The 20,985-nt window shown below is 61.9% G+C and carries 20 protein-coding genes; 15 read left to right on the top strand and 5 right to left on the bottom strand.

Features of this window, described 5'->3' with window-relative positions; translation table 11 throughout:
* The first annotated feature begins 169 nt into the window (after positions 1-169).
* The 8 genes from LB524_RS18230 to LB524_RS18195 all read left to right on the top strand — a co-directional run bounded on the left by LB524_RS18230 (position 170) and on the right by LB524_RS18195 (position 8,291).
* Positions 170-1,408: an ABC transporter substrate-binding protein gene (locus LB524_RS18230; RefSeq protein ID WP_224528960.1), complete on the top strand. Its 1,239-nt coding sequence runs from the start codon at positions 170-172 to the stop codon at positions 1,406-1,408.
* 97 nt (positions 1,409-1,505) lie between these two features.
* Positions 1,506-2,399 (top strand): carbohydrate ABC transporter permease, encoded by an 894-nt coding sequence (locus tag LB524_RS18225; RefSeq protein WP_015315676.1) that lies wholly within the window; start codon positions 1,506-1,508, stop codon positions 2,397-2,399.
* Complete coding sequence (locus LB524_RS18220; protein ID WP_224528957.1) at positions 2,392-3,327, top strand: carbohydrate ABC transporter permease; 936 nt, start codon at positions 2,392-2,394, stop codon at positions 3,325-3,327. Before LB524_RS18225 ends, LB524_RS18220 begins: the two co-directional genes overlap by 8 nt.
* Entirely contained in the window at positions 3,327-4,430 is a 1,104-nt protein-coding gene (locus LB524_RS18215) for an ABC transporter ATP-binding protein (RefSeq protein ID WP_411909923.1), read from the top strand. The genes LB524_RS18220 and LB524_RS18215 overlap by 1 nt, the downstream gene beginning before the upstream one ends.
* A gap of 54 nt (positions 4,431-4,484) precedes the next feature.
* Positions 4,485-5,231 carry a sugar phosphate isomerase/epimerase family protein gene (locus tag LB524_RS18210; protein ID WP_140787865.1) on the top strand — a complete coding sequence of 249 codons (747 nt, stop codon included), beginning with the start codon at positions 4,485-4,487 and terminating at the stop codon, positions 5,229-5,231.
* Positions 5,232-5,242: 11 nt separating this feature from the next.
* Positions 5,243-6,400, top strand: a complete 1,158-nt coding sequence (locus LB524_RS18205) for a Gfo/Idh/MocA family protein (protein ID WP_140823905.1) — start codon at positions 5,243-5,245, stop codon at positions 6,398-6,400.
* A 134-nt stretch (positions 6,401-6,534) separates the two neighbouring features.
* Positions 6,535-7,581: an L-glyceraldehyde 3-phosphate reductase gene (mgrA, locus tag LB524_RS18200; RefSeq protein ID WP_224529130.1), complete on the top strand. Its 1,047-nt coding sequence runs from the start codon at positions 6,535-6,537 to the stop codon at positions 7,579-7,581.
* 305 nt (positions 7,582-7,886) lie between these two features.
* Positions 7,887-8,291, top strand: a complete 405-nt coding sequence (locus LB524_RS18195) for a Fur family transcriptional regulator (RefSeq protein ID WP_224528954.1) — start codon at positions 7,887-7,889, stop codon at positions 8,289-8,291.
* A 42-nt stretch (positions 8,292-8,333) separates the two neighbouring features.
* Here LB524_RS18195 and LB524_RS18190 read toward each other — a convergent pair whose 3' ends face one another.
* From LB524_RS18190 to polA, 5 genes are all read right to left on the bottom strand, one after another.
* Entirely contained in the window at positions 8,334-8,570 is a 237-nt protein-coding gene (locus LB524_RS18190) for a hypothetical protein (RefSeq protein ID WP_224528952.1), read from the bottom strand.
* Between the two features lie 111 nt (positions 8,571-8,681).
* The gene (locus LB524_RS18185) at positions 8,682-9,425 is read right to left on the bottom strand and encodes a type II toxin-antitoxin system VapC family toxin (RefSeq protein WP_224528949.1); all 744 of its coding nucleotides are present in this window, start codon (positions 9,423-9,425) and stop codon (positions 8,682-8,684) included.
* Positions 9,412-10,194 carry a hypothetical protein gene (locus LB524_RS18180; protein ID WP_224528946.1) on the bottom strand — a complete coding sequence of 261 codons (783 nt, stop codon included), beginning with the start codon at positions 10,192-10,194 and terminating at the stop codon, positions 9,412-9,414. The genes LB524_RS18185 and LB524_RS18180 overlap by 14 nt, the downstream gene beginning before the upstream one ends.
* Before the next feature lie 8 nt (positions 10,195-10,202).
* A complete protein-coding gene (locus tag LB524_RS18175; protein ID WP_224528942.1) occupies positions 10,203-11,147 on the bottom strand; it encodes an IS1595 family transposase in 945 nt (314 codons plus the stop codon).
* 73 nt (positions 11,148-11,220) lie between these two features.
* Positions 11,221-14,178 (bottom strand): DNA polymerase I, encoded by a 2,958-nt coding sequence (gene polA / locus LB524_RS18170; protein ID WP_224528939.1) that lies wholly within the window; start codon positions 14,176-14,178, stop codon positions 11,221-11,223.
* Positions 14,179-14,604: 426 nt separating this feature from the next.
* On the opposite strand from polA, the gene LB524_RS18165 reads away from it, so the two are divergent.
* The 7 genes from LB524_RS18165 to LB524_RS18135 all read left to right on the top strand — a co-directional run bounded on the left by LB524_RS18165 (position 14,605) and on the right by LB524_RS18135 (position 20,960).
* Complete coding sequence (locus LB524_RS18165) at positions 14,605-15,990, top strand: M20/M25/M40 family metallo-hydrolase (protein WP_224528936.1); 1,386 nt, start codon at positions 14,605-14,607, stop codon at positions 15,988-15,990.
* 78 nt (positions 15,991-16,068) lie between these two features.
* On the top strand, positions 16,069-16,689 hold the full coding sequence (locus tag LB524_RS18160) for a ribonuclease D (protein ID WP_140618902.1): 621 nt from the start codon (positions 16,069-16,071) through the stop codon (positions 16,687-16,689).
* A gap of 13 nt (positions 16,690-16,702) precedes the next feature.
* Positions 16,703-16,906 carry a hypothetical protein gene (locus LB524_RS18155; RefSeq protein WP_140661692.1) on the top strand — a complete coding sequence of 68 codons (204 nt, stop codon included), beginning with the start codon at positions 16,703-16,705 and terminating at the stop codon, positions 16,904-16,906.
* A gap of 108 nt (positions 16,907-17,014) precedes the next feature.
* Entirely contained in the window at positions 17,015-17,269 is a 255-nt protein-coding gene (locus LB524_RS18150) for a GlsB/YeaQ/YmgE family stress response membrane protein (protein ID WP_015315687.1), read from the top strand.
* Positions 17,270-17,294: 25 nt separating this feature from the next.
* A complete protein-coding gene (locus tag LB524_RS18145; protein ID WP_140661693.1) occupies positions 17,295-17,441 on the top strand; it encodes a hypothetical protein in 147 nt (48 codons plus the stop codon).
* A 25-nt stretch (positions 17,442-17,466) separates the two neighbouring features.
* Positions 17,467-18,381 (top strand): hypothetical protein, encoded by a 915-nt coding sequence (locus LB524_RS18140; protein WP_140721128.1) that lies wholly within the window; start codon positions 17,467-17,469, stop codon positions 18,379-18,381.
* Positions 18,382-18,686: 305 nt separating this feature from the next.
* Positions 18,687-20,960, top strand: coding sequence for a transglycosylase domain-containing protein (locus tag LB524_RS18135; RefSeq protein WP_224528933.1), 2,274 nt, complete (start codon positions 18,687-18,689; stop codon positions 20,958-20,960).
* Positions 20,961-20,985 lie beyond the last annotated feature (25 nt).

Genomic DNA, 20,985 nt, shown 5'->3' with positions numbered 1-20,985 from the left:
GAGAGCGGTGCAGTTTGCATATTGCGTCGCACAATGCCGCGGCAGCGAGATGATTTTGTTCGCAGCTCGAAAAATGTCAAAGTGACATTCTGCCGGAAGGGGTTGCGTATGGTCTTCAATTGCCGTATCGAAAATCTGTAACGTTTCAGATTTCTGGGAGGAAGCCGAAATGCGATACAAATTCCTGACCGCTGCCTTTGCCGCGACGGTTGCTTTCAACTTTGCCGGGCCGGCGGCCGCGACCGATCTGGAAGTCACCCATTGGTGGACCTCCGGCGGCGAGGCGGCGGCGGTCGCCGAACTCGCCAAGGCATTCGACGCCACCGGCAATCACTGGGTCGACGGCGCCATCGCCGGATCCGGCGGCACGGCGCGGCCGATCATGATCAGCCGCATCACCGGCGGCGATCCGATGGGGGCCACGCAGTTCAATCATGGCAGGCAAGCGGAAGAGCTGGTTCAGGCTGGCCTTATGCGCGACCTCACCGATGTCGCCACCAGGGGCAAGTGGACGGAAGTGGTACGGCCCAAGAGCCTGCTCGATTCTTGCACCATCGACGGCAAGATCTATTGCGTGCCGGTCAACATCCATTCCTGGCAGTGGCTGTGGCTGTCGAACGCGGCGTTCGAGAAGGCCGGCGTGCCGGTGCCGAAGAACTGGAACGAGTATGTGGCCGCCGCTCCGGCGCTGGAGAAGGCAGGCATCGTGCCGCTCGCGGTCGGTGGGCAGGCCTGGCAGGCATCGGGCGCCTTCGACGTGCTGCTTGCCGCGGTCGGCGGAACCGACACCTTCCTCAAGGTCTACAAGGACAAGGACGCCAAGTTCGCAGCCGGTCCTGAAGTCGCCAAGGTGTTCAAGGCGGCCGACGATGCGCGCAAGATGGCCAAGAACACGAATGTGCAGGACTGGAACCAGGCCACCAACATGGTCATCACCGGCAAGGCCGGCGGCCAGATCATGGGTGACTGGGCGCAGGGCGAGTTCCAGGTCGCCGGCAAGACCGCCGGCAAGGATTACACCTGCCTTCCCGGCCTCGGCCTGAACGAGGTCATCGCAACGGGCGGCGACGCCTTCTATTTCCCGCTGCTCAAGGACGCCGAAAAGGCCAAGGCGCAGGAGGTGCTGGCCGAGACGCTGCTCGATCCCAAGACCCAGGTTGCGTTCAACCTCAAGAAAGGCTCGCTGCCGGTGCGCGGCGACGTCGATCTCAACGCGGCCAATGACTGCATGAAGAAAGGCCTCGCTATCCTGGCCAAGGGCGCGGTCATCCCGTGGACGGACCAGCTGCTCTCGCAGGACAGCCAGAAGCAGAAGGAGGATCTGTTCTCGGAGTTCTTCGCCAAGCCCGACATGAGCCTCGAAGAGGCGCAGAAGCGCTTCGCCGACATCATCGCTTCGGCTGATTGACGACCGACGAGCCGTCCGCTCCCGACCTTGCCAGACAGGGCCGGGAGCCAAGGCGTGCTGACTTTCCGCCCTTATCCGATCCAGCACGGCTGTACCGATGAGCAAGAGCGAACGCCCGAGCCAACTCTTCCGCAATCTCAACGCGAAGGTCGCTTCGATCCCGATGATCCTCACCGCAATGGTGGTCTTTGTCGGCGGCACCGCGTGGACGGTGCTCTATTCCTTCACCAATTCGAAGCTGCTGCCGCGGCTGAATTTCGTCGGGCTCGACCAGTATTACCGGCTGTGGGCGACGCCGCGCTGGCTGATTTCGATCGAGAACCTCTTGATCTACGGTGTGATCTCACTGGTGTTCTCGCTGGTGATCGGTTTTCTGCTGGCGGCCCTGCTCGACCAGAAGATCCGTTTCGAGGACACGTTCCGCACCATCTTCCTCTATCCCTTCGCGCTCTCCTTCATCGTCACCGGCCTTGTCTGGCAATGGCTGCTCAATCCGGATTTCGGCGTCCAGGGCGTGGTACGAAGCCTCGGCTGGACCAGCTTCGACTTCAATCCGCTCTACAATTCCAGCATCGTCATCTACGGCATATCGATCGCGGCGCTTTGGCAAGGCACGGGGCTGATCATGTGCCTGATGCTGGCGGGCCTGCGCGGCATCGACGAGGACATCTGGAAGGCCGCACGGGTGGACGGGATTCCCATGTGGAAGACTTATCTGTTCATCATCATCCCGATGATGCGGCCGGTGTTCATCACCACGCTGGTGATCATCGCGTCGGGCATCGTCAAGGTCTATGACCTCGTCGTCGCGCAGACCAGCGGCGGGCCGGGCATCGCCTCCGAAGTGCCGGCCAAATACGTCTACGACTACATGTTCTTCGCCCAGAATCTCGGCCAGGGCTTTGCCGCCTCGACCATGATGCTGCTGTCGGTGATGATCGTCATCGTGCCGTGGGCCTATCTCGAATTCGGAGGCCGCAAGCGTGTCTGATCATGCCGTCTCCTTGTCCGCCACGTCGTCAAACCTCCGGGCTGGCGCCTCCGGCCCGAGCGGACCAAAGCCGCGGCACGTGTTCTCGCGCCGGAACATTTTCCTGTACGGCACGCTCATCGTGGTGGCGCTCTACTATCTTCTGCCGCTCTATGTGATGGTCGTCACCTCGCTGAAGGGCATGCCGGAGATCCGCCTCGGCAACATTTTCTCGCCGCCGCTCGAGATCACCTTCGAGCCCTGGGTCAAGGCGTGGTCGCAGGCCTGCACCGGCCTCAATTGCGACGGGCTCTCGCGCGGGTTCTGGAATTCGGTGCGCATCACCGTTCCCTCGGTGATCCTGTCGATCGCAATCGCCTCGGTGAACGGCTACGCGCTGGCCAACGGGCGCTTCAAGGGCGCCGACACCTTCTTCGTCATCCTGATCGTCGGCGCCTTCATTCCCTATCAGGTGATGATCTATCCCATCGTCATCATCCTGCGCGAGATCGGCCTCTATGGCAGCCTTACCGGCCTGGTGATCGTGCATTCCATTTTCGGCATGCCGATCCTGACGCTTCTGTTCCGCAATTATTTCACATCCATGCCGGAGGAACTGTTCCGGGCGGCGCGCGTCGATGGCGCCGGCTTCTGGGGCATCTACCTGCGCATCATGCTGCCGATGTCACTGCCGATCTTCGTCGTCGCCGTCATCCTGCAGGTGACCGGCATCTGGAACGACTTCCTGTTCGGCGTCGTCTACACCCGTCCCGACACCTATCCGATGACGGTGCAGCTCAACAACATCGTCAATTCGGTGCAAGGCGTGAAGGAATACAACGTCAACATGGCTGCCACCATCCTGACCGGGTTGGTGCCGCTGATCGTCTATTTCATTTCCGGCAAATTGTTCGTGCGCGGCATCGCCGCCGGCGCGGTGAAAGGGTGATGGCGATGGCGGCGAATGGCACCAGCGTTTCGATCCAGGATCTGTCGCTGAACTTCGGCGCGGTCTCGGTGCTGCAGACGCTCAATCTCGATGTCGCCGAAGGCGAGTTCATCGTGCTGCTCGGGCCCTCCGGCTGCGGCAAGTCGACCTTGCTCAACTGCATCGCCGGCCTGCTCGACATTTCGAAAGGCCGCATCTTCATCAAGGGCAAGAACGTCACCTGGGAAGAGCCCAAGGACCGCGGCATCGGCATGGTCTTCCAGTCCTATGCGCTCTATCCGCAAATGACGGTGGAGAAGAACCTGTCCTTCGGGCTGCGTGTCGCCGGCATCGCCAAGGACGAGATCGCCAGGCGCATCGCGCGCGCCGCCGAGATCCTGCAGATCGAGCCGTTGCTGCAGCGCAAGCCGGCGGCACTGTCCGGCGGCCAGCGCCAGCGCGTGGCAATCGGGAGGGCGCTGGTGCGCGATGTCGACGTTTTCCTGTTCGACGAACCGCTGTCCAATCTCGATGCCAAGCTGCGTTCGGAGCTGCGCGTCGAGATCAAGCTTCTGCACCGCAAGCTGCAGAACACGATGATCTATGTCACCCACGACCAGATCGAGGCGATGACGCTGGCCGATCGCATCGCGGTGATGAAGGGCGGCGTCATCCAGCAGCTCGACGCGCCGCAGACCATCTACAACCGCCCGGTCAACCGGTTTGTCGCCGGCTTCCTCGGTTCACCCGCGATGAATTTCGTCGAGGGTCAGTTGGAGGCTGGCACGACGGCGGTGTTCAAGACCGGGGATTTGGCCATACCGCTCGATCGTTATGGCTTCGACGGCACCGACAACAAGAGCGGGCCTTGCGTGTTCGGGATTCGCCCCGAGCACGTTGCCTTTGGCGAGGCCGCGAATTCCATGCCCTTTGCCACCGATGCCGCCGTCGAGATCGTCGAGCCGATGGGCTCCGATACGCTGGTGTGGACGAAGCTCGGCGGCCGCATTTTCTCCTTCCGTGTCGAGGCGGAAAAAACGCTGCGCAATGGCGATCCGATCCGGATCGGCTTTGATCCTGCCCGCGCCTCGCTGTTCGAAACCCCATCCGGCAACCGCATGTAGCTCCCAAGAAAACCATCCTCCCAAGGACAATCCCAAGCAGAACGGACAGAGATGATGAACTGGTCATTCCAACTTTACAGCGCCCGCAATTTCTTGCCTTGGACCGATGTGCTCGAAATGCTCGGCGAGCTCGGCTACGCCGAGGTCGAAGGGTTCGGCGGCGTCTATGACGATCCCAAGGCCTTCCGCGCCGAGCTCGACAAGAACGGCCTTGCCATGCCGACCGGGCATTTTTCCATCGATGCGCTGGAGAATGATTTCGACGGTGTGCGCCGGATCGCCGAAACGCTCGGCGTCAAGCTTTTGATCTGTCCCTATCTGATGGCCGAGGACAGGCCATCCGACGCCGCCGGCTGGCGCGCCTTTGGCGAGCGCCTGGCCAAGGTCGGCGAGGTCGCGTCGAAGGCCGGCTATGGCTTCGCCTGGCACAACCATGATTTCGAGTTCAAGACACTCGCCGACGGCTCGGTGCCGCAGGACCATATCCTGTCGTCCGCGCCCAATATAGGCTGGGAAATGGACGTCGCCTGGGTAGTGCGCGGCGGCTCCGACCCGCTGCCCTGGATCGAAAAGCAGGGCCAGCGCATCGTCGCCGTCCATGTCAAGGACATGGCGAAGGCGGGCGAGGGGCTGGATGAGGATGGCTGGTCGGATGTCGGCCACGGCACGATCGATTGGGCCGGCCTGATCAAGGTGCTGCGGGCCAAGAGCGCGGCGAAATACTTTGTCATGGAACAGGACAATCCCAACGACATCGAGCGCTTCGCCCGCCGCTCGATCGCAACCGTCAAGAGCTACTAGGAACAACCACCATGGCAAAGAAGCTGGGTACTGGGAAATTGGGTGTTGGCGTCATCGGCTGCGGCAACATCTCGAAGGCGTATTTTTCGCTGGCGCCGTTGTTTCGCGGCATCGAGATGCGCGCCTGCGCCGACATCAACATGGACGCGGCCAGGGCGCGGGCGAAGGAATTCAAGCTGCGCGCCGAGACCGTCGAGGATCTGCTCAAGGCCGACGATATTGACATCATCGTCAACCTGACCATTCCGGCCGTGCATTACGAAGTCTCGAAGCAGGTGCTCGATGCCGGCAAGCATGTCTATTCCGAAAAGCCGTTCGTGCTGTCGCTCAAGGAGGGTCAGGACCTCAAGGCGCGGGCGCAGAAGAGGGGGCTGCGCATCGGCTCGGCGCCGGACACGTTCCTCGGCGGCGCGCACCAGCTGGTGCGCGAACTGATCGACGAGGGGAGGCTTGGCAAGATCACCAGCGGCACCTGCCACGTCATGGGCCACGGTATGGAGCATTGGCACCCCAATCCCGACTTCTTCTTCCAGCCCGGGGCGGGACCAGTGCTCGACATCGGACCGTACTACATCACCAATCTGATCCAGCTGATCGGGCCGGTGAAGCAGGTAGCGGCCTTCGCGACGACCCCCGCCAAGGAACGGACCATCAGCTCAAAGCCGCGCGCGGGCGAAAAAATCCCGGTCAACACGCCGACCACCATCCATGGCCTGCTGGAATTCGAGAACGGCGCCGTGGTGACGCTGAACACCAGCTGGGATGTGTGGGCTCACGGCCACGCGCCGATGGAACTCTATGGCGAGGGCGGGACGGTGTTCGTGCCGGATCCGAACTTCTTCGGCGGCGACGTGCGCTTCACCGAAGAAGGCAAGCCGGTCAAGAAGCTGCCGAAATGGAAGCATCCGCTTGGCGTTCCCAATGAGATGCATGGCCAAGGCATGATGGCCAATTACCGCACGGCGGGCCTGGCCGACATGGCGCTGGCGATCGCCGAAGGGCGGCCGCACCGCTGCTCGATGGAACTCGCGCTGCATGCCGTCGATGTCATGACCGGCCTCCTGCGCTCCGGCGAAACCGGCAAGTTCGTCGCCATGCAGACCACTTGCGAGCGTCCGGCCGCGCTTGGCGTCAAGCAGGCCAAGGAGCTGCTGGCCAAGAAGACGTAGTCGCATGGATTATCGATAATTTTGCCTTACCCCTCTCCCCGTTCCTCCGGGGAGGGGGTAAAGGATGGGGTACGGGCATGCTCATCGCCTCTGCGATGACGGTGCCCTGTCCGTTCAAATTCGAGGATTTCCCCATGCCCTATATCGCCGCTGAAAACCGCTACGAGAAAATGATCTACAACCGCTGCGGTCGGTCCGGCCTCAAGCTGCCGGCGATCTCGCTCGGGCTGTGGCACAATTTCGGCGACGACACGCCGCATCGGACCAAGCAGGCGATCGTGCGAAAGGCCTTCGATCTTGGCATCACCCATTTCGACCTCGCCAACAATTATGGGCCGCCGCCCGGCTCGGCCGAGACGGCTTTCGGCGAGATACTGCGTACTGATTTTGCCGCCTATCGCGACGAACTGATCATCTCGACCAAGGCCGGCTACGAAATGTGGGCCGGCCCCTACGGCGAATGGGGCGGGCGCAAATACATGCTGGCGAGCCTCGACCAGAGCCTGAAGCGAATGGGCCTCGATTATGTCGACATCTTCTACTCGCACCGCTTCGATCCCGATACGCCGCTCGAAGAAACCATGGGCGCGCTCGACCAGGCGGTGCGTTCGGGCAAGGCGCTCTACGCCGGCATCTCGTCCTACAATTCGCAGCGCACCCGCGAGGCCGCCGACGTATTGAGGCAACTCGGTACGCCCTGCGTCATCCATCAGCCGAGCTATTCGATGCTGAACCGCTGGGTCGAGGAGGACGGACTGCTCGACACGCTCGAGGGGCTCGGCGTCGGCTCCATCGTGTTCTCGCCGCTGGCGCAAGGCATGCTGACCGACAAATATCTCGGCGGCATTCCCGATGGCAGCCGGGCCTCCCAAGGCAAGTCGCTCAAGACAGCTTTCATCAACGACCGCACCATTGCCAACATCAAGGCGCTCAACGCGATCGCCGGCAAGCGCGGCCAGACGCTGGCCCAGATGGCCTTGGCCTGGGTGCTGCGCAGGGGCCGGGTTACTTCGGCGCTGATCGGCGCCAGCCGGCCCGAGCAGGTCGAGGATTGCGTCGGGGCGCTGAAGGTGCTCGACTTCAGCGACGCCGAACTGGCCGAAATCGATACATACGCGCGCGAGTCCGATATCAACCTGTGGGCTGCTTCCGCCGAACGCAAAGGCCCGCCGAGGAAATAGCTGAAGCCGGCTAATAAAGGCTGGCGGAATTGCTCGCGCCGGCCTTCGCGGATGAAGTCCAGTCAGGGCGTGGCCGGCCTCCCTGAGGCGGCGTTGATCGCCGCGTGGGTCGGCAGGCCAATGGTGCCTGACACACCCTTGGCTACCCTCGTCGAGATTCTGCCAATATGCCCGCGCGTCATCGATCGGCCCGGGACAACAACTGAAGAGTAGCAAAGACGGCGGTTCGTCGCTATCTGAATGGGATCGGGCCGTTTGCACGCGCGGACAGCCCGCCAACAGCGCAAGACAAGTGGAACAGGACCATGGCGGCAAGGGATGTGCTGACGAAAAACCAGTTGTGCGTGCTCGAGAAACTCGAGATCGCCAGCGGGCCGCTCAGCGCCTACACCTTGCTCGATCAGCTTCGCGAGCGCGGTTTTCGCGCCCCATTGCAGGTCTATCGCGCGCTCGACACGCTGGTGAAATCAGGCTTCGTGCACCGGCTGGAAAGCATCAATTCCTTCGTCGCGTGCGCCGAGCCACACGACCATAGCCACTCGATGACCGCCTTCGCCATATGCGATACTTGCGGGCAGGTGACCGAAATGTCCGATCATGACGTCGATCACCGGCTGACCGAATGGGTCAACTCGACCGGCTTCGCCGTCAAGAAGGCGGTGATCGAATTTCGCGGGACCTGCGCGAAATGTTTGGCGCAAGCGGCCTGAGGGGCCTCGCTAGGGGAATTGTATACTTGACAAGTACGACGGCTATTTGGCGGCAGCCTGCTTGACGATTTTTTCGTCCACTGGAATGTCGAAGATGGATGTCAGCTTGCCATACGGCTCGCAGTCGGTAGATGCATCCGCAATCGCTTTCATGGCCGCCATTTCCCATGCTGATGGCGCTCGATTCTCAGGAAAATTGGCGGCCGCCATTTTGATTAGTCCGTCAATGATCTGAAGGCGAAGCACGAAACGATAATTGGCTGGGGCATCAGACGGCATCTTCAAGCACCTTAGTACTTGTGCCGTCACATCATCGACAGGAGCCGCCGTGGCGGCACTCCCGAGCATCGCGCAAACTACAAGCGGGAATAAGCAACGCATCGAACCACCTCAGTTTGAAGAGCGCCTTTGGGCCTTTGCAGCCTTCTTAACGCGCGGCTCTGGCGGCGTCTTTGCCATTCGTTTCATGAGTTCGTCCGCAACCGAATTTTCTTCGTCCGCTTCGATCTCCCGCGCCTTGTCGATGAACAGCTTTGACTGCTCAGGGTCATCCTTGCTCAGGCGGCGTTTGGTTTCCGTCATTTTCTCACCTGCGGCCTTCATGAACTCAGCTTGTTCAAGCATATCCAACTGCGCCTTTTGAGGCGGGAGCGGCAATTCCGCCAAACCGACCACTTCAATCTTGGCGCGCTTTCCCAAGGTTGCGATATCGCCATCGTCCGAATAGATCGTGGTTGCACCATTGACTTTGGCGATAGCAACTATTTGACGATCATATTTTACCTTCGCCCATGTGGCGTCTGAATTCCCCTTTTTCTTGCCATTTCCGAGCGCTTCACGAGACATCGCGGCGACCTCGATAGCGGCTCGCGTGTCGAATGGCTCAAGACTGAAAACCGAATATCGCTGCAAATATTCGATGATTTGCTGGGTGGCCGCCGCACCAGCTCTCACCAATGCCTCGCCTAGTGCTGGCGTAGGTATAATGATCTTGGTCCTTGCCTTGTCTAGAACCTGTATCAGATACTCAATCCGCTCTTTGGGATGATCAATCGGGACTCCGTTCGGACCGCTCGGAACTGGTGTTCCGGGACGGAGCATCAGCAACAACATGGTGGCGTCAATGACCACCATTCCGCTGGCCTCCGGGTCCGTGGCGCAGCTTTCCAAGGTCACTGTACGCGTCGTCACCCCACTCTGTCGGAATCTCTCTGAGTGCGGTGAGAGCATCGGTCAAAGACGTATCCTGCAATGCTTCAAAACTTTCGATTTTGAAATATTGGAGGCTCCAAACACCTACAGAATCGCGGCTCCAGCGACCGCGCCCGAACAATCGCACAGGCTCAAAAAGCTTGGCTCCAAGCTGTTTCGCGATTGTTCTATTGGTCTCGCAACCGCTGATTTGCTGCCCTTCGGATTGAATCGTTATGTGAATTGTATCGTCTTTCCCCCGTATACCGGTCACGATGCCATCGACGGACCCCTGTTGCCGAATGGAAGCAAACTTCTCCTCTATGCTCTCCCTTCCGGGGAAGCGCACTACGATACCGCGAGGAGCAGTATCCCGCAAAACACCGATTGCATTGTCATCCCGGAGAAATCTGTTCAGCGTATTGAAGGCGCGCATCGGTTCACCTGGTGCCTTACCGGCGCGCACGGATGCCACGCGATCACGGACCTTTGGAGCCGCCTCACGGTCAATTTTCGCATTCAGGACGGTGCTTCCCTTGGTCACGCCGTTGAAGTGAACGGCGTTCTGTTCGCCCAGCAACAGAGCCAATTCAGCCATGTACTGAGCTAGCCGTGCCATTGGCATGGTTGCAGGGCTATAGGCGTCGATCTTGAACTGGAACGCGGTGCCTTCACCGCTTACAGCGCTCTTGGGTTTGCTTGGCATAGCCATTGGCAACTCTAGTTGGCGTGGCCGGAGATCGACGCCGGAAACGAGTCCTTGTACATTAGACGCTTTCCAACGATACCACGAACAAGAGCGTCCGCGCGAGATTCATCGCCTATGCCAAGCGCCATACGGTAATTGTACCGGAAGTCGAATTCGGCAAGGTAGCGCTTCAGGTGTTGCTGGCTGACATAGTGATAGGTGCCGATAATACCGCGCTTAAGGATGCTGAAGTATCCCTCAATCGTGTTCGTATGCGCACCGCCGCGAACGTACTCGCCAGCGCCATGATTGACGGACTCATGGCGATCATACTCGCTGCCGATTTTCTTGGTGGCGCCGCCCTCATCGGTCATGACGAACGTAGGGCCGTCGACCTGCGCTTGACGGATAGGGCGTAGCGTCTTTGCCGTGACCTGTGGGACGTGGTGGGAGCGAACGAAGCCGCCACGCTCTACCAAGGAGAAAACGGCCTCTTTGCCAGCCCCGCCAGTGCCAAGGTGCTTGCGCTTGCTCGGATGCTTGTTCTTCTCAAGACCACCCACAAACGTCTCGTCGATTTCGACGGTTTTGCCTTCGCCGCCCATGACGAAATGACCTTCGCGCATGGCTTCGCGCAGGCGATGTTCCATGAACCAAGCCGTCTTGTAAGTGACCTTCAACGTGCGGTGCAACTGGTGAGCGCTGATGCCCTTTTTGCTGGACGCCATGAGATGCGCAGCCTGAAACCAAAGATGCAGCTTGATATGGCTGCGCTCGAACACAGTGCCGACTGTGACAGTGAATTCGCGCTTGCAAGGTCCGCAGCGGCGCAAGCCAGCGCGACCGCCCTTGACCGTGGTAATACGGTCAAAGCCGCCGCAACTCGGGCAGTGCACGCCATTCGGCCACACGATTTCCTCAAGCCGAGATATCGCTGCGACTTCGTTGTGGAAATGAGGTTGAGACAGAACGGACATGGCTAACCCCTTGACTCTTAACATAGAGTCCGCCGTCGTACTTGTCAAGTATACAATTCCCCTCGGTAGCGCGTCAGTGTGCCTCGTCCCAGTTGCTGGCGGCCCGCGCGTCGACATGCAGCGGCACCGACATCGAGACCGCCGGCATCGCCGCGTTTTCCATGACATGGCGCACGACGGGGATCGTCGCCTCGACTTCCGCCTCGACCGTTTCGAAGATCAGTTCGTCATGCACCTGCAGGAGCATGCGGGCCGACAGCTTGGCCTTGTCCAAGGCTTCCTCCATGCGGATCATGGCGCGGCGGATGATGTCGGCGGCGGTGCCTTGCAGGCGGGCGTTGATCGAGGCGCGCTCGTTGAACGCGCGCAGCGACGGGTTCGAGGACCTGATGTCGGGATAGTGGATGCGGCGGCCGAAGATCGTTTCGACGAAGCCGTGCTCGCGGGCATAGGCCTTGGTCTCCTCGATATAATCGCGGATGCCGGGAAAGCGCTCGAAGTATTTCTTGATGTAGGCGCTCGCCTCCTCGCGCGGGATCGACAGCTGGTTGGCGAGACCGAAGGCCGAGATGCCATAGATGATGCCGAAATTGATCGCCTTGGCACGGCGGCGCACTTCCGACGGCATACCCTCCACGGGCACGTTGAACATTTCAGACGCTGTGATGGCGTGGATGTCGGCGCCATCCGCAAAGGCCTGCCGCAATTGCGGGATTTCAGCGACATGGGCGAGCACGCGCAGTTCGATCTGGCTGTAGTCGGCTGACACCAGCCGGAGGCTCTTGTCGGTGATGAAGGCGGTCCGGATCTTGCGGCCTTCAGCCGTGCGCACCGGAATGTTCTGCAGGTTCGGGTCGGAAGACGACAGACGGCCCGTCGTCGTCGCGGCGAGCGCGTAGGAGGTGTGGACGCGTTTCGTGTCGGGATTGACGAAGCCGGGCAGGGCGTCGGTGTAGGTCGATTTCAGCTTGGTCAGCTGGCGCCAATCGACGATCTTACGCGGCAGTTCGTGCCCTTCCGCGGCAAGGTCTTCGAGCAGCTGCGCCGAGGTCGACCACTGGCCGGTCTTGGTCTTGGAGCCGCCGGGCAGGCCCATGCGGCCGAACAATATGTCGCCGAGCTGCTTGGGCGAGCCGATGTTGATGCGCTCGCCGATGAGCAGGTAAATTTCTTCTTCGAGCCGGGCCGCACCTTGCGCCAGTTCCCCCGACAGCCGCGACAGGATCTGCCGATCGACCGAAATGCCGCGCTGTTCCATGCGCGCCAGCACCGGCACCAGTGGCCGCTCCAGGCGTTCATAGACCGAGACCAGGCCCTTGGCGGCAAGCCGGGGCTTCAGCACCCGCCACAGCCGCAACGTCACGTCGGCATCCTCGGCGGCGTGAGCGGTCGCCCTGTCGATATCGACCTGGTCAAAACCGACAGAGTTCTTGCCGGAACCGGTCACGTCCTTGAGTTGAAGGGGTTTATGGCCAAGCCACTTGTCGGCAAGGGCATCCATGCCGTGGCCATGCGGCGTGCCGGCGTCGAGCACGTAGGAGATCAGCATGGTGTCGTCGAACGGCGCGACATCGATGCCATAGCGGCTCAGGATGACCAGATCGTATTTCAGGTTCTGCGCGATCTTCAGGACCGACCTGTCCTCGAACAGGGGTTTGAGGACCGCCAGAGCCTCGCGAAGCGGAATCTGGTTTTCGAGCGTGCCGCCGCCAAGCAGGTCGCCATTGCCGCTCTTATGGGCGAAGGGAATATAGCCGGCGCGGCCAGGCGCTGTGGCCATGGCCAAGCCGATCAGTTCGGCCTGCATCGGATCGGCCGAGGTGGCCCTGACGTCGAAGGCAGCGATACCGGCCTCCCGCGCCTCCGCGACCCAGGCTTTCAGCGTCGCGATATCGCGGATGCACTGATAGGCGGAGGTATCGATCTTGGCGGTCGACGCTCTCTCCAGCCGCAATGCGGCCAGGAGGGAAGGGGTGTCACCTTGTTTTGGCGTCTCCGTCGTCTCGATTTCAGCAGCCTGGCCAGGCTCGGAGCCCGTCCCGTTCCGGGCAACGGGCGGTGTTCCGGCGCCGACATCGGGGCCATGGGCGTTATCGGCGCGTTCGACGGGCACCGCGACAGCCTTGACGTCGCCGGCCTCGGTGCCGGTCGCTTCCGCCACACGGCGCGTCAGCGAGGTGAATTCCATGGTCTTGAGGAAGCCGATCAGCTTTGGTCCGTCGGGGGCATGCAGGACGAAATCGTCCAATCCTTCTGCCACCGGCACATCGTTCTTCAGCGTCACCAGCTGGCGCGAGATGCGCGCCTTGTCGGCGTTGGCGATGATCGATTCCCGCCTTTTTTCCTGCTTGATCTCGCCGGCGCGGGCGAGCAATCCGTCGAGGTCGCCGAACTGCTCGAGCAGTTGCGCCGCGGTCTTTGGCCCGATGCCGGGCACGCCAGGCACATTGTCGACTGAGTCGCCCGTCAGCGCCTGCAGGTCGATCATCTTTTCCGGCGGCACGCCCCATTTCTCGACGACTTCGGGGATGCCGATCTGCCGGTCCTTCATCGGGTCGTACATGCCGACCGTTTCGCCAACCAGCTGCATCAGGTCCTTGTCGGAGGAGATGATGGTGGTGTCGCCGCCGGCCTCGCAGGCCAGCCGGCAATAGGTGGCGATGAGATCGTCGGCCTCGAAGCCTTCCATCTCGACGCAGGGCAGGTTGAACGCCCTGGTAGCCTGGCGGATCAGGCCGAACTGCGGGATCAGATCCTCGGGCGGAGCCGAACGGTTGGCCTTGTATTCGGGATAAAGGTCGTTGCGGAAGGTTTTCGAGGAATAGTCGAAGATGACGGCGAAATGCGTCGGCACAATGCCCACATCGGTGTTGCGGGCGTCCTGCATCAGCTTCCACAGCATGTTGCAGAAGCCGGAAACGGCACCGACCGGCAGGCCGTCCGACTTGCGGGTCAGCGGCGGCAGCGCGTGATAGGCGCGGAAGATGTAGCCCGAGCCGTCGATGAGAAAGAGATGATCGCCTTTTTTCATGCGGGCAGGGATAGCGCGGCGCGATGGCTTGGTCCATGCCAAAGACAGCGCCAGATACAACACCCTGACAGATCGCGACCTGACCGATCGGAGGCATACAGGCCCGCTCACGGGCACGTTACAAAAGTGTAACGTTGACGCCCTTGAATCGCCACGTTCACAGACCCAAATACACGTCATCGGCAGTTTTCGCCGAAGTCCGGAGCAAGGCCCGTCCCCCGCCTATACCGGACAATTGCGGCAGCCTATCCCCCCTCTCCGGGCTGCCGCATCGTTTCGAGTAAAAGGCCGCCGTGGTTCCCCCTCCACCACGGCGGCATTTTTTTGCCCGCGGCGGCCATCCGGGTCGTGGTCCAATCGTCCCGGGCTTTTCGTTTCGCCGCTCTGCCTTTACGGTTCCGACACTGAACCGAAAGGCTATTGCAAATGTCCGCAGTCTCCCCCGTCCTCGACCGTCTCGACAAGAATCTCGACCAGAGCCTGGAACGGCTCTTCGGCCTGCTCGGGATCAAGTCGATCTCCACCGATCCAGCCTACGCCGCCGACTGCCGCAAGGCGGCGGAATGGCTGGTGGCGGAACTCAAACTGATCGGCTTCGACGCCAGTGTGCGCGACACGCCCGGCCACCCCATGGTGGTTGCGCATCATGATGGGCCGGCTGGCGCGCCGCATGTGCTGTTCTACGGCCACTACGACGTGCAGCCGGTCGACCCGATCGAATTGTGGGAAAACGATCCCTTCGCCCCCGCGATCAAGGAGGTGGGACCTGGTCACAAGATCATCACCGGGCGCGGCTCGGCCGACGACAAGGGCCAGCTGATGACCTTCGTCGAGGCATGCCGTGCCTGGAAACAGGTGCACGGCAGCCTGCCGTGCCGGGTCACCATCCTGTTCGAAGGCGAGGAGGAATCCGGCTCGCCCTCGCTGAAGCCGTTCCTCGAGGCCAATGCCGAGGAGCTCAAGGCCGACTTCGCGCTGGTCTGCGATACCAGCATGTGGGACCGCGACACGCCGTCGATCTGCGTCGGGCTACGCGGTCTGGTCGGCGAGGAGATCACGGTGAAGGCCGCCGACCGCGACCTGCATTCGGGCCTGTATGGCGGGGCTGCCGCCAACCCGATCCGCATCTTGGCCAAGGTACTGGCCGACATCCACGACAAGGACGGCCATATCACCATCCCGGGCTTCTATGACGGCGTCGAGGAAACCCCCTCGCAGGTGCTGAAATCATGGGAGACGCTGGGCGAGACGGCCGAGACCTTCCTTGGGCCTGTCGGCTTGTCCATCCCATCGGGCGAAAAAGGCCGCTCGGTGCTGGAACTGACCTGGGCGCGACCCACCGCCGAATTCAACGGCATCATCGGCGGCTATACCGGCAAGGGTTTCAAGACCGTCATCGCGGCGGAAGCCTCGGCAAAGATCTCGTTCCGCCTTGTCCACAAGCAGGATCCGGCCAAGATCCGCGCGGCCTTCCAGAAATTCGTCAAGGAACGCATCCCGGCCGATTGTTCGGTCGAATTCCATGCCCATGGCGGCTCACCGGCAATCCAGCTCTCTTACGACTCGCCCTTCCTGGCCAACGCCAAGACGGCGCTTTCCGACGAATGGCCAAAGCCCGCGGTGACGACCGGCAGCGGCGGCTCCATTCCGGTGGTGGGCGACTTTCAGACCTATCTCGGCATGGAATCGCTGCTGGTCGGGTTCGGCCTCGATGACGACCGCATCCACTCGCCCAACGAGAAATACGAGCTCAGCTCCTTCCACAAGGGCCAGCGCTCCTGGGCGCGCATTCTGGATGCGCTGACACGCTGAGCGCGGAAAACACGTTTTCTTGTTGATTTTTCACTGGATCGCGGCGAGGACGGGTAACGCCGCGACCCGGAGAAAACGATGAGCGATATCCGCTTCCATAAAAACGATCTGCCCGACCTTTCGCATTACGATGTCGCGGCGGTGGCGATCGATACGGAGACGCTTGGCCTCAACCCGCACCGAGACCGGCTCTGCGTGGTGCAGATCTCGCCTGGCGACGGCAGCGCCGATGTCATCCAGATCGCGCCGGGCCAGAAGGAAGCACCAAACCTGGTCAAGCTGCTGGCAAACGACAGGGTGACCAAGCTGTTCCACTACGGTCGCTTCGACCTCGCCGTGCTCTACCACGCGTTTGGCGTGATGGCCGAGCCGGTGTTCTGCACCAAGATCGCCTCGCGGCTGACGCGCACCTACACCGACCGGCACGGGCTGAAGGACATCTGTTTCGAGCTTCTCGGCGTCGGTCTGTCCAAGGCGCAGCAATCGTCGGATTGGGCGGCCGAAACGCTGTCGCCCGAACAGCTCGAATACGCCGCCTCCGATGTGCTCTATCTGCATCGTTTGCGCGATGCGCTGGCGGGACGGCTGGCGCGCGAGGGCCGGACGAAGGAGGCGGACGCCTGTTTCCGTTTCCTGCCGACGCGGGCCAAGCTTGACCTGATGGGCTGGGGCGAAGAGGATATCTTCGCTCACAGTTGAGAAAAGGGATGAGATGGCGGACAGAAAGCCGATATCGAGCGCGCCGACCGATGGCTCCAAGGTCACCGTCACCTGGAAGGACAGCGACGGAGTCCTCAATGAATCCTTAGCGCAATACCGCGACGGCGGCTGGTGGGTCTACACCGACAGCCATACGCAGAAGAAGGTCGAGCCGACCAGCTGGCGGCCCGCTGCCAGCGACGACGACGACCAGTGAGCGCCGCTGGCGAGGCCGGCTGCTTTCGACTAGCCTGAAGCCGTTGATATCGGGGCCGATTCGGAGCCTTCCGCTCCGCACCCGCCCTCTTGCACGGAGGAACCCGCCATGGGCGTCGAAAGCCTTCTCGTCTTCATCCTCATCGGTGCCATCGCCGGCTGGCTCGCCGGTCTCATCGTTTCGGGTTTCGGCTTCGGCCTGATCGGCAACATCATCGTCGGCATTATCGGCGCGTTCATCGCCGGCTGGCTGTTTCCGCGCATCGGCTTCTCGATCGGTGGTGGCATCATCGCCTCCATAATCCACGCCACGATCGGCGCCATCATCCTTTTGGTTCTGGTCAGGGTGCTGAAACGAGCCTGAGGTTCGGCACGACAAAAGGCGCGCCATGAAGCAGAATACGCTCTATCTCATCATTGGCGCGCTCATCGTCGTGGTCGTCGCGCTGGGCGCCTACGTCTACCGCGAGCAGGCCAGGCCGAAAGGCGTCGAACTCAAGATCGACGACAAGGGCATTTCAATCCAGCAGAACTGAACCCGCCGGGATCCAGGAGCGTGACATGGGGGCTTCCGACGCGTGGCAGAGCGGAGAGCGGCCCAGGATTACCGTGGCGGAATGGGAGAGGCTGAACCGGCCGCCACGACGCGAGGCGTTGCTGCGCTATTACTGGCGGACTTTTCGCTTCCTGAGGACATCCGCGCCGGTTAGCGAATTGCAGGGACGACAGCAATCGTTCCGTGACGCGGTCGTCGCCAGCGTTGCCTTCAACCGGCCTGATGTGATCGCATGGCAGATCCACCTCGTGCGCCGACACCTGGCCGAGCACGAGAGCTATATCGTCTTCGACAACAGCAAGAAGGAGGAGGCGAGGGAAGCCATCCGCGACCTCTGCCTGCGCCAGCACGTCCCCTATGTAGCGTTGCCGAGGAACAGGCTGACGGTCAGCAGATCGCACGGCCAGGCGCTCAACTGGATCGTGCGCAATTTCATGACCGGCTTGGCCCCGAAGGTCTTCGGCTTCATCGACCATGACATCTTTCCGACGGAATCTTTTTCAATCCGCGACCGGCTGAAGGGCAAGAGCGTTTACGGCAGTGTCCGGCGCGACACTCCGACGCCGGGCGGCTGGTTCTTGTGGCCCGCCTTCTGTTTTTTCGACGGAAGCCTGTTGCGGCAGCGGCTGGATTTCGCGCCGAGCTACAAATTCCGTATGGACTCGGGTGGCGGCAACTGGCCGCTGCTCTACCGCACGATCGACCAGGCGCTGGTCAGATTTACCGAGAACAAGTTGCTGCGCTGCGGCGAGGGCGATGACGAGCACGAGGATTTCTTCATGTCGGTCGACGGCTGGCTGCATGTAACCAATGCCTCGAACTGGCGAAGGCAGCCGGTTGACAGGCGCGAACAACTTGTCGCCTTGTTGCGGCAAGCTGCGGGTCCTGACCAGCTGGATGTGAAGTTCGAGCCGATCTAGAAGGATCGGGGTCCGTTGACCGCTCTAACAATGTCGTTGCGGTCACCTGCGAGGAGCAGGCGCTGGCGGCGTCGATTGTCGGAACGGCAAGCTCGGGGATCGAGCCAGGCTTGGCGCGCTTTTAAGCGCAGGCCGGGCGCCGGCCGTTTCCCGGTGGCGAACCGACGGTGTCGGAGACAAGAGGATTAACAAATCCCTAACGGAATTCAGAGGTTTGGCCGAAGGCCTGCTTAACCCGCCCTTAAATCGCCGCATCTACTCTTCAACCCGAGCGCCATTGGCACCGGGGACATCAAGCGCAGCGCATGGCGAACCGCAGAGACAGTCGCATCGAGCCCAGCTTCGAGGGACCGCCGCGAGCGAGATCCCAGACGGGTCTTTCGGTGAGCGAGGAGGACCGCGTCGTGCCGAGCAACCGCAAAGCCTCCGCCAAACGCAAATCATCGAAGGCGAAATCGCCGCGGGGGAGGCGCGGCGGAGGCGGGCGCGGGCTGTTCGGCGTGCTCGGCCGGCTGTTCTACTGGTGCTTCGTGCTCGCCATCTGGGGCGGCATCGCGGTGGCCGGCGTCGTCGTCTACTATGGCGCCAAGATGCCGGCGGCCACGACCTGGTCGATTCCCGATCGTGCGCCCAACATCAAGATCGTCTCGGCCGATGGGCAATTGCTGGCCAATCGCGGCATGAGCGGCGGCGAGGCGGTCGGCCTGCACGAAATGTCCCCTTATATCCCCGAGGCAGTCATCGCCATCGAGGACCGCCGTTTCTATTCGCATTTCGGTGTCGATCCGATCGGCCTGTCGCGCGCCATGGTCACCAACCTCATCGGCGGGCATTTCTCGCAAGGCGGTTCGACGCTGACGCAGCAATTGGCCAAGAACCTGTTCCTGACGCCGGACCGTACACTGGAGCGTAAAGTGCAGGAGGTGCTGCTGGCCCTATGGCTCGAGCACAAGCACAGCAAGGACCAGATCCTCGAAATGTACCTCAACCGGGTCTATTTCGGCTCCGGCGCCTATGGCGTCGAGGCGGCCTCGCGCCGTTATTTCGGCAAGAGCGCACGCGACGTCACGCTGTCCGAAGCCGCCCTGCTTGCCGGCCTCTTGAAGGCGCCCTCGCGGCTGTCGCCGGCGCGCGATCCCAAGGCCGCCGAGGAGCGTTCGCAGCTGGTGCTCGGCGCCATGCGCGAGGAGGGCAAGATCAGCGAGAAAGAGTTGAAAACGGCGCTCAGCGCACCGGCGACGCGCTCGCCATCCTACTGGACGGGTTCGGAAAACTATGTCGCCGACACCATCATGGAAGAATTGCCCGACCTGATCGGCGACGTGCGCGGCGATATCGTCATCGATTCTACCGTGGACCTGAACCTGCAGAAACTTGCCGAAAAGTCGATACGCCGGCTGATCGACGACAGCGGCAAGAAACTCAACGTCACCCAGGGCGCGCTGGTATCGATCGACGATTCCGGCGCGGTACGCGCCATGGTCGGCGGCTACGACTATTCGACCAGCCAGTTCGACCGTGCCTCGGAGGCGCGCCGGCAGCCGGGCTCGGCGTTCAAGCCGTTTGTCTATATGGCGGCACTTGAGGCCGGCCGCACGCCTGACAGCATCCGCAACGATGCGCCGATCAAGATCGGCAACTGGACGCCGGACAATTACGGCGGCAAGTACTTTGGCAAGGTCACCTTGGCAACAGCGCTGGCAAAATCGCTGAACTCGGTTGCCGCGCAGTTGACCATGGAAGTCGGACCGAACGCGGTGGTGGAAGCCGCGCACCGCATGGGCATCCAGTCCGACCTGCAGGCCAACACCTCGATAGCGCTCGGCACCTCGGAAGTGACGCCACTGGAGCTGACTTCGGCCTATGTGCCCTTCGCCAATGGCGGCTACAAGCCGGACATCCATTTCATCCGCCGCGTGACGACGTCAGACGGCAAGGTGCTCTACGACAGCGCCGGCGGCAGCGCACCGCGCGTGATCAAGCCCGAGATCGTCGGCATGATGAATTCGATGATGACCGGCACGGTCGAGGTCGGCACCGCCAGGAAGGCGGCTTTCGCCTGGCCGTCGGCCGGCAAGACCGGCACCAGCCAGAATTCGCGCGACGCCTGGTTCGTCGGCTACACCGCCAATCTGACCACCGGCGTATGGTTCGGCAATGATGACGGCACGGCGATGAAGAAGGTCACCGGCGGCGCGCTGCCGGCGCAGGCCTGGCACGAATTCATGGTCGCCGCGCATGAGGGCGTGCCGGTGCGGCCGCTGCCCGGCACCTGGAAATCGACGCCGGCCGACACCATCGTCCCCGACGAGATTCCCTCTGCCAGCAACAACCAGCCGGCACCGGTTCCGTCGGCGTCCGTCGGCCAGCAGGCGCCAGCCGCGCAGGCCGCGGCACAGGCGACGCCAGGGCCGGTCCGTGCGGCGCGGCCTGCCCAGACCGTCGATGCCGATGGCTTCGATATGCCGGCGGATGACGGCACCACCGCTTCGGTCGGACATCCGGTGCCGCCAGGCAGCGTCGGCGGTCGGCTCAAGAAACGGCAGACGTCGATCCTGGATATCCTTGGCGGCGGCTGAGCAGCCGGCTGGCGGCGTCAATCCG

Source organism: Mesorhizobium sp. ESP6-5 (assembly GCF_020164695.1).
GTDB classification, from domain to species: Bacteria; Pseudomonadota; Alphaproteobacteria; order Rhizobiales; family Rhizobiaceae; genus Mesorhizobium; species Mesorhizobium australicum.
The sequence above is the reverse complement of the archived record's forward strand: the minus strand, read 5'-3'. Positions and strand labels throughout refer to the sequence as shown.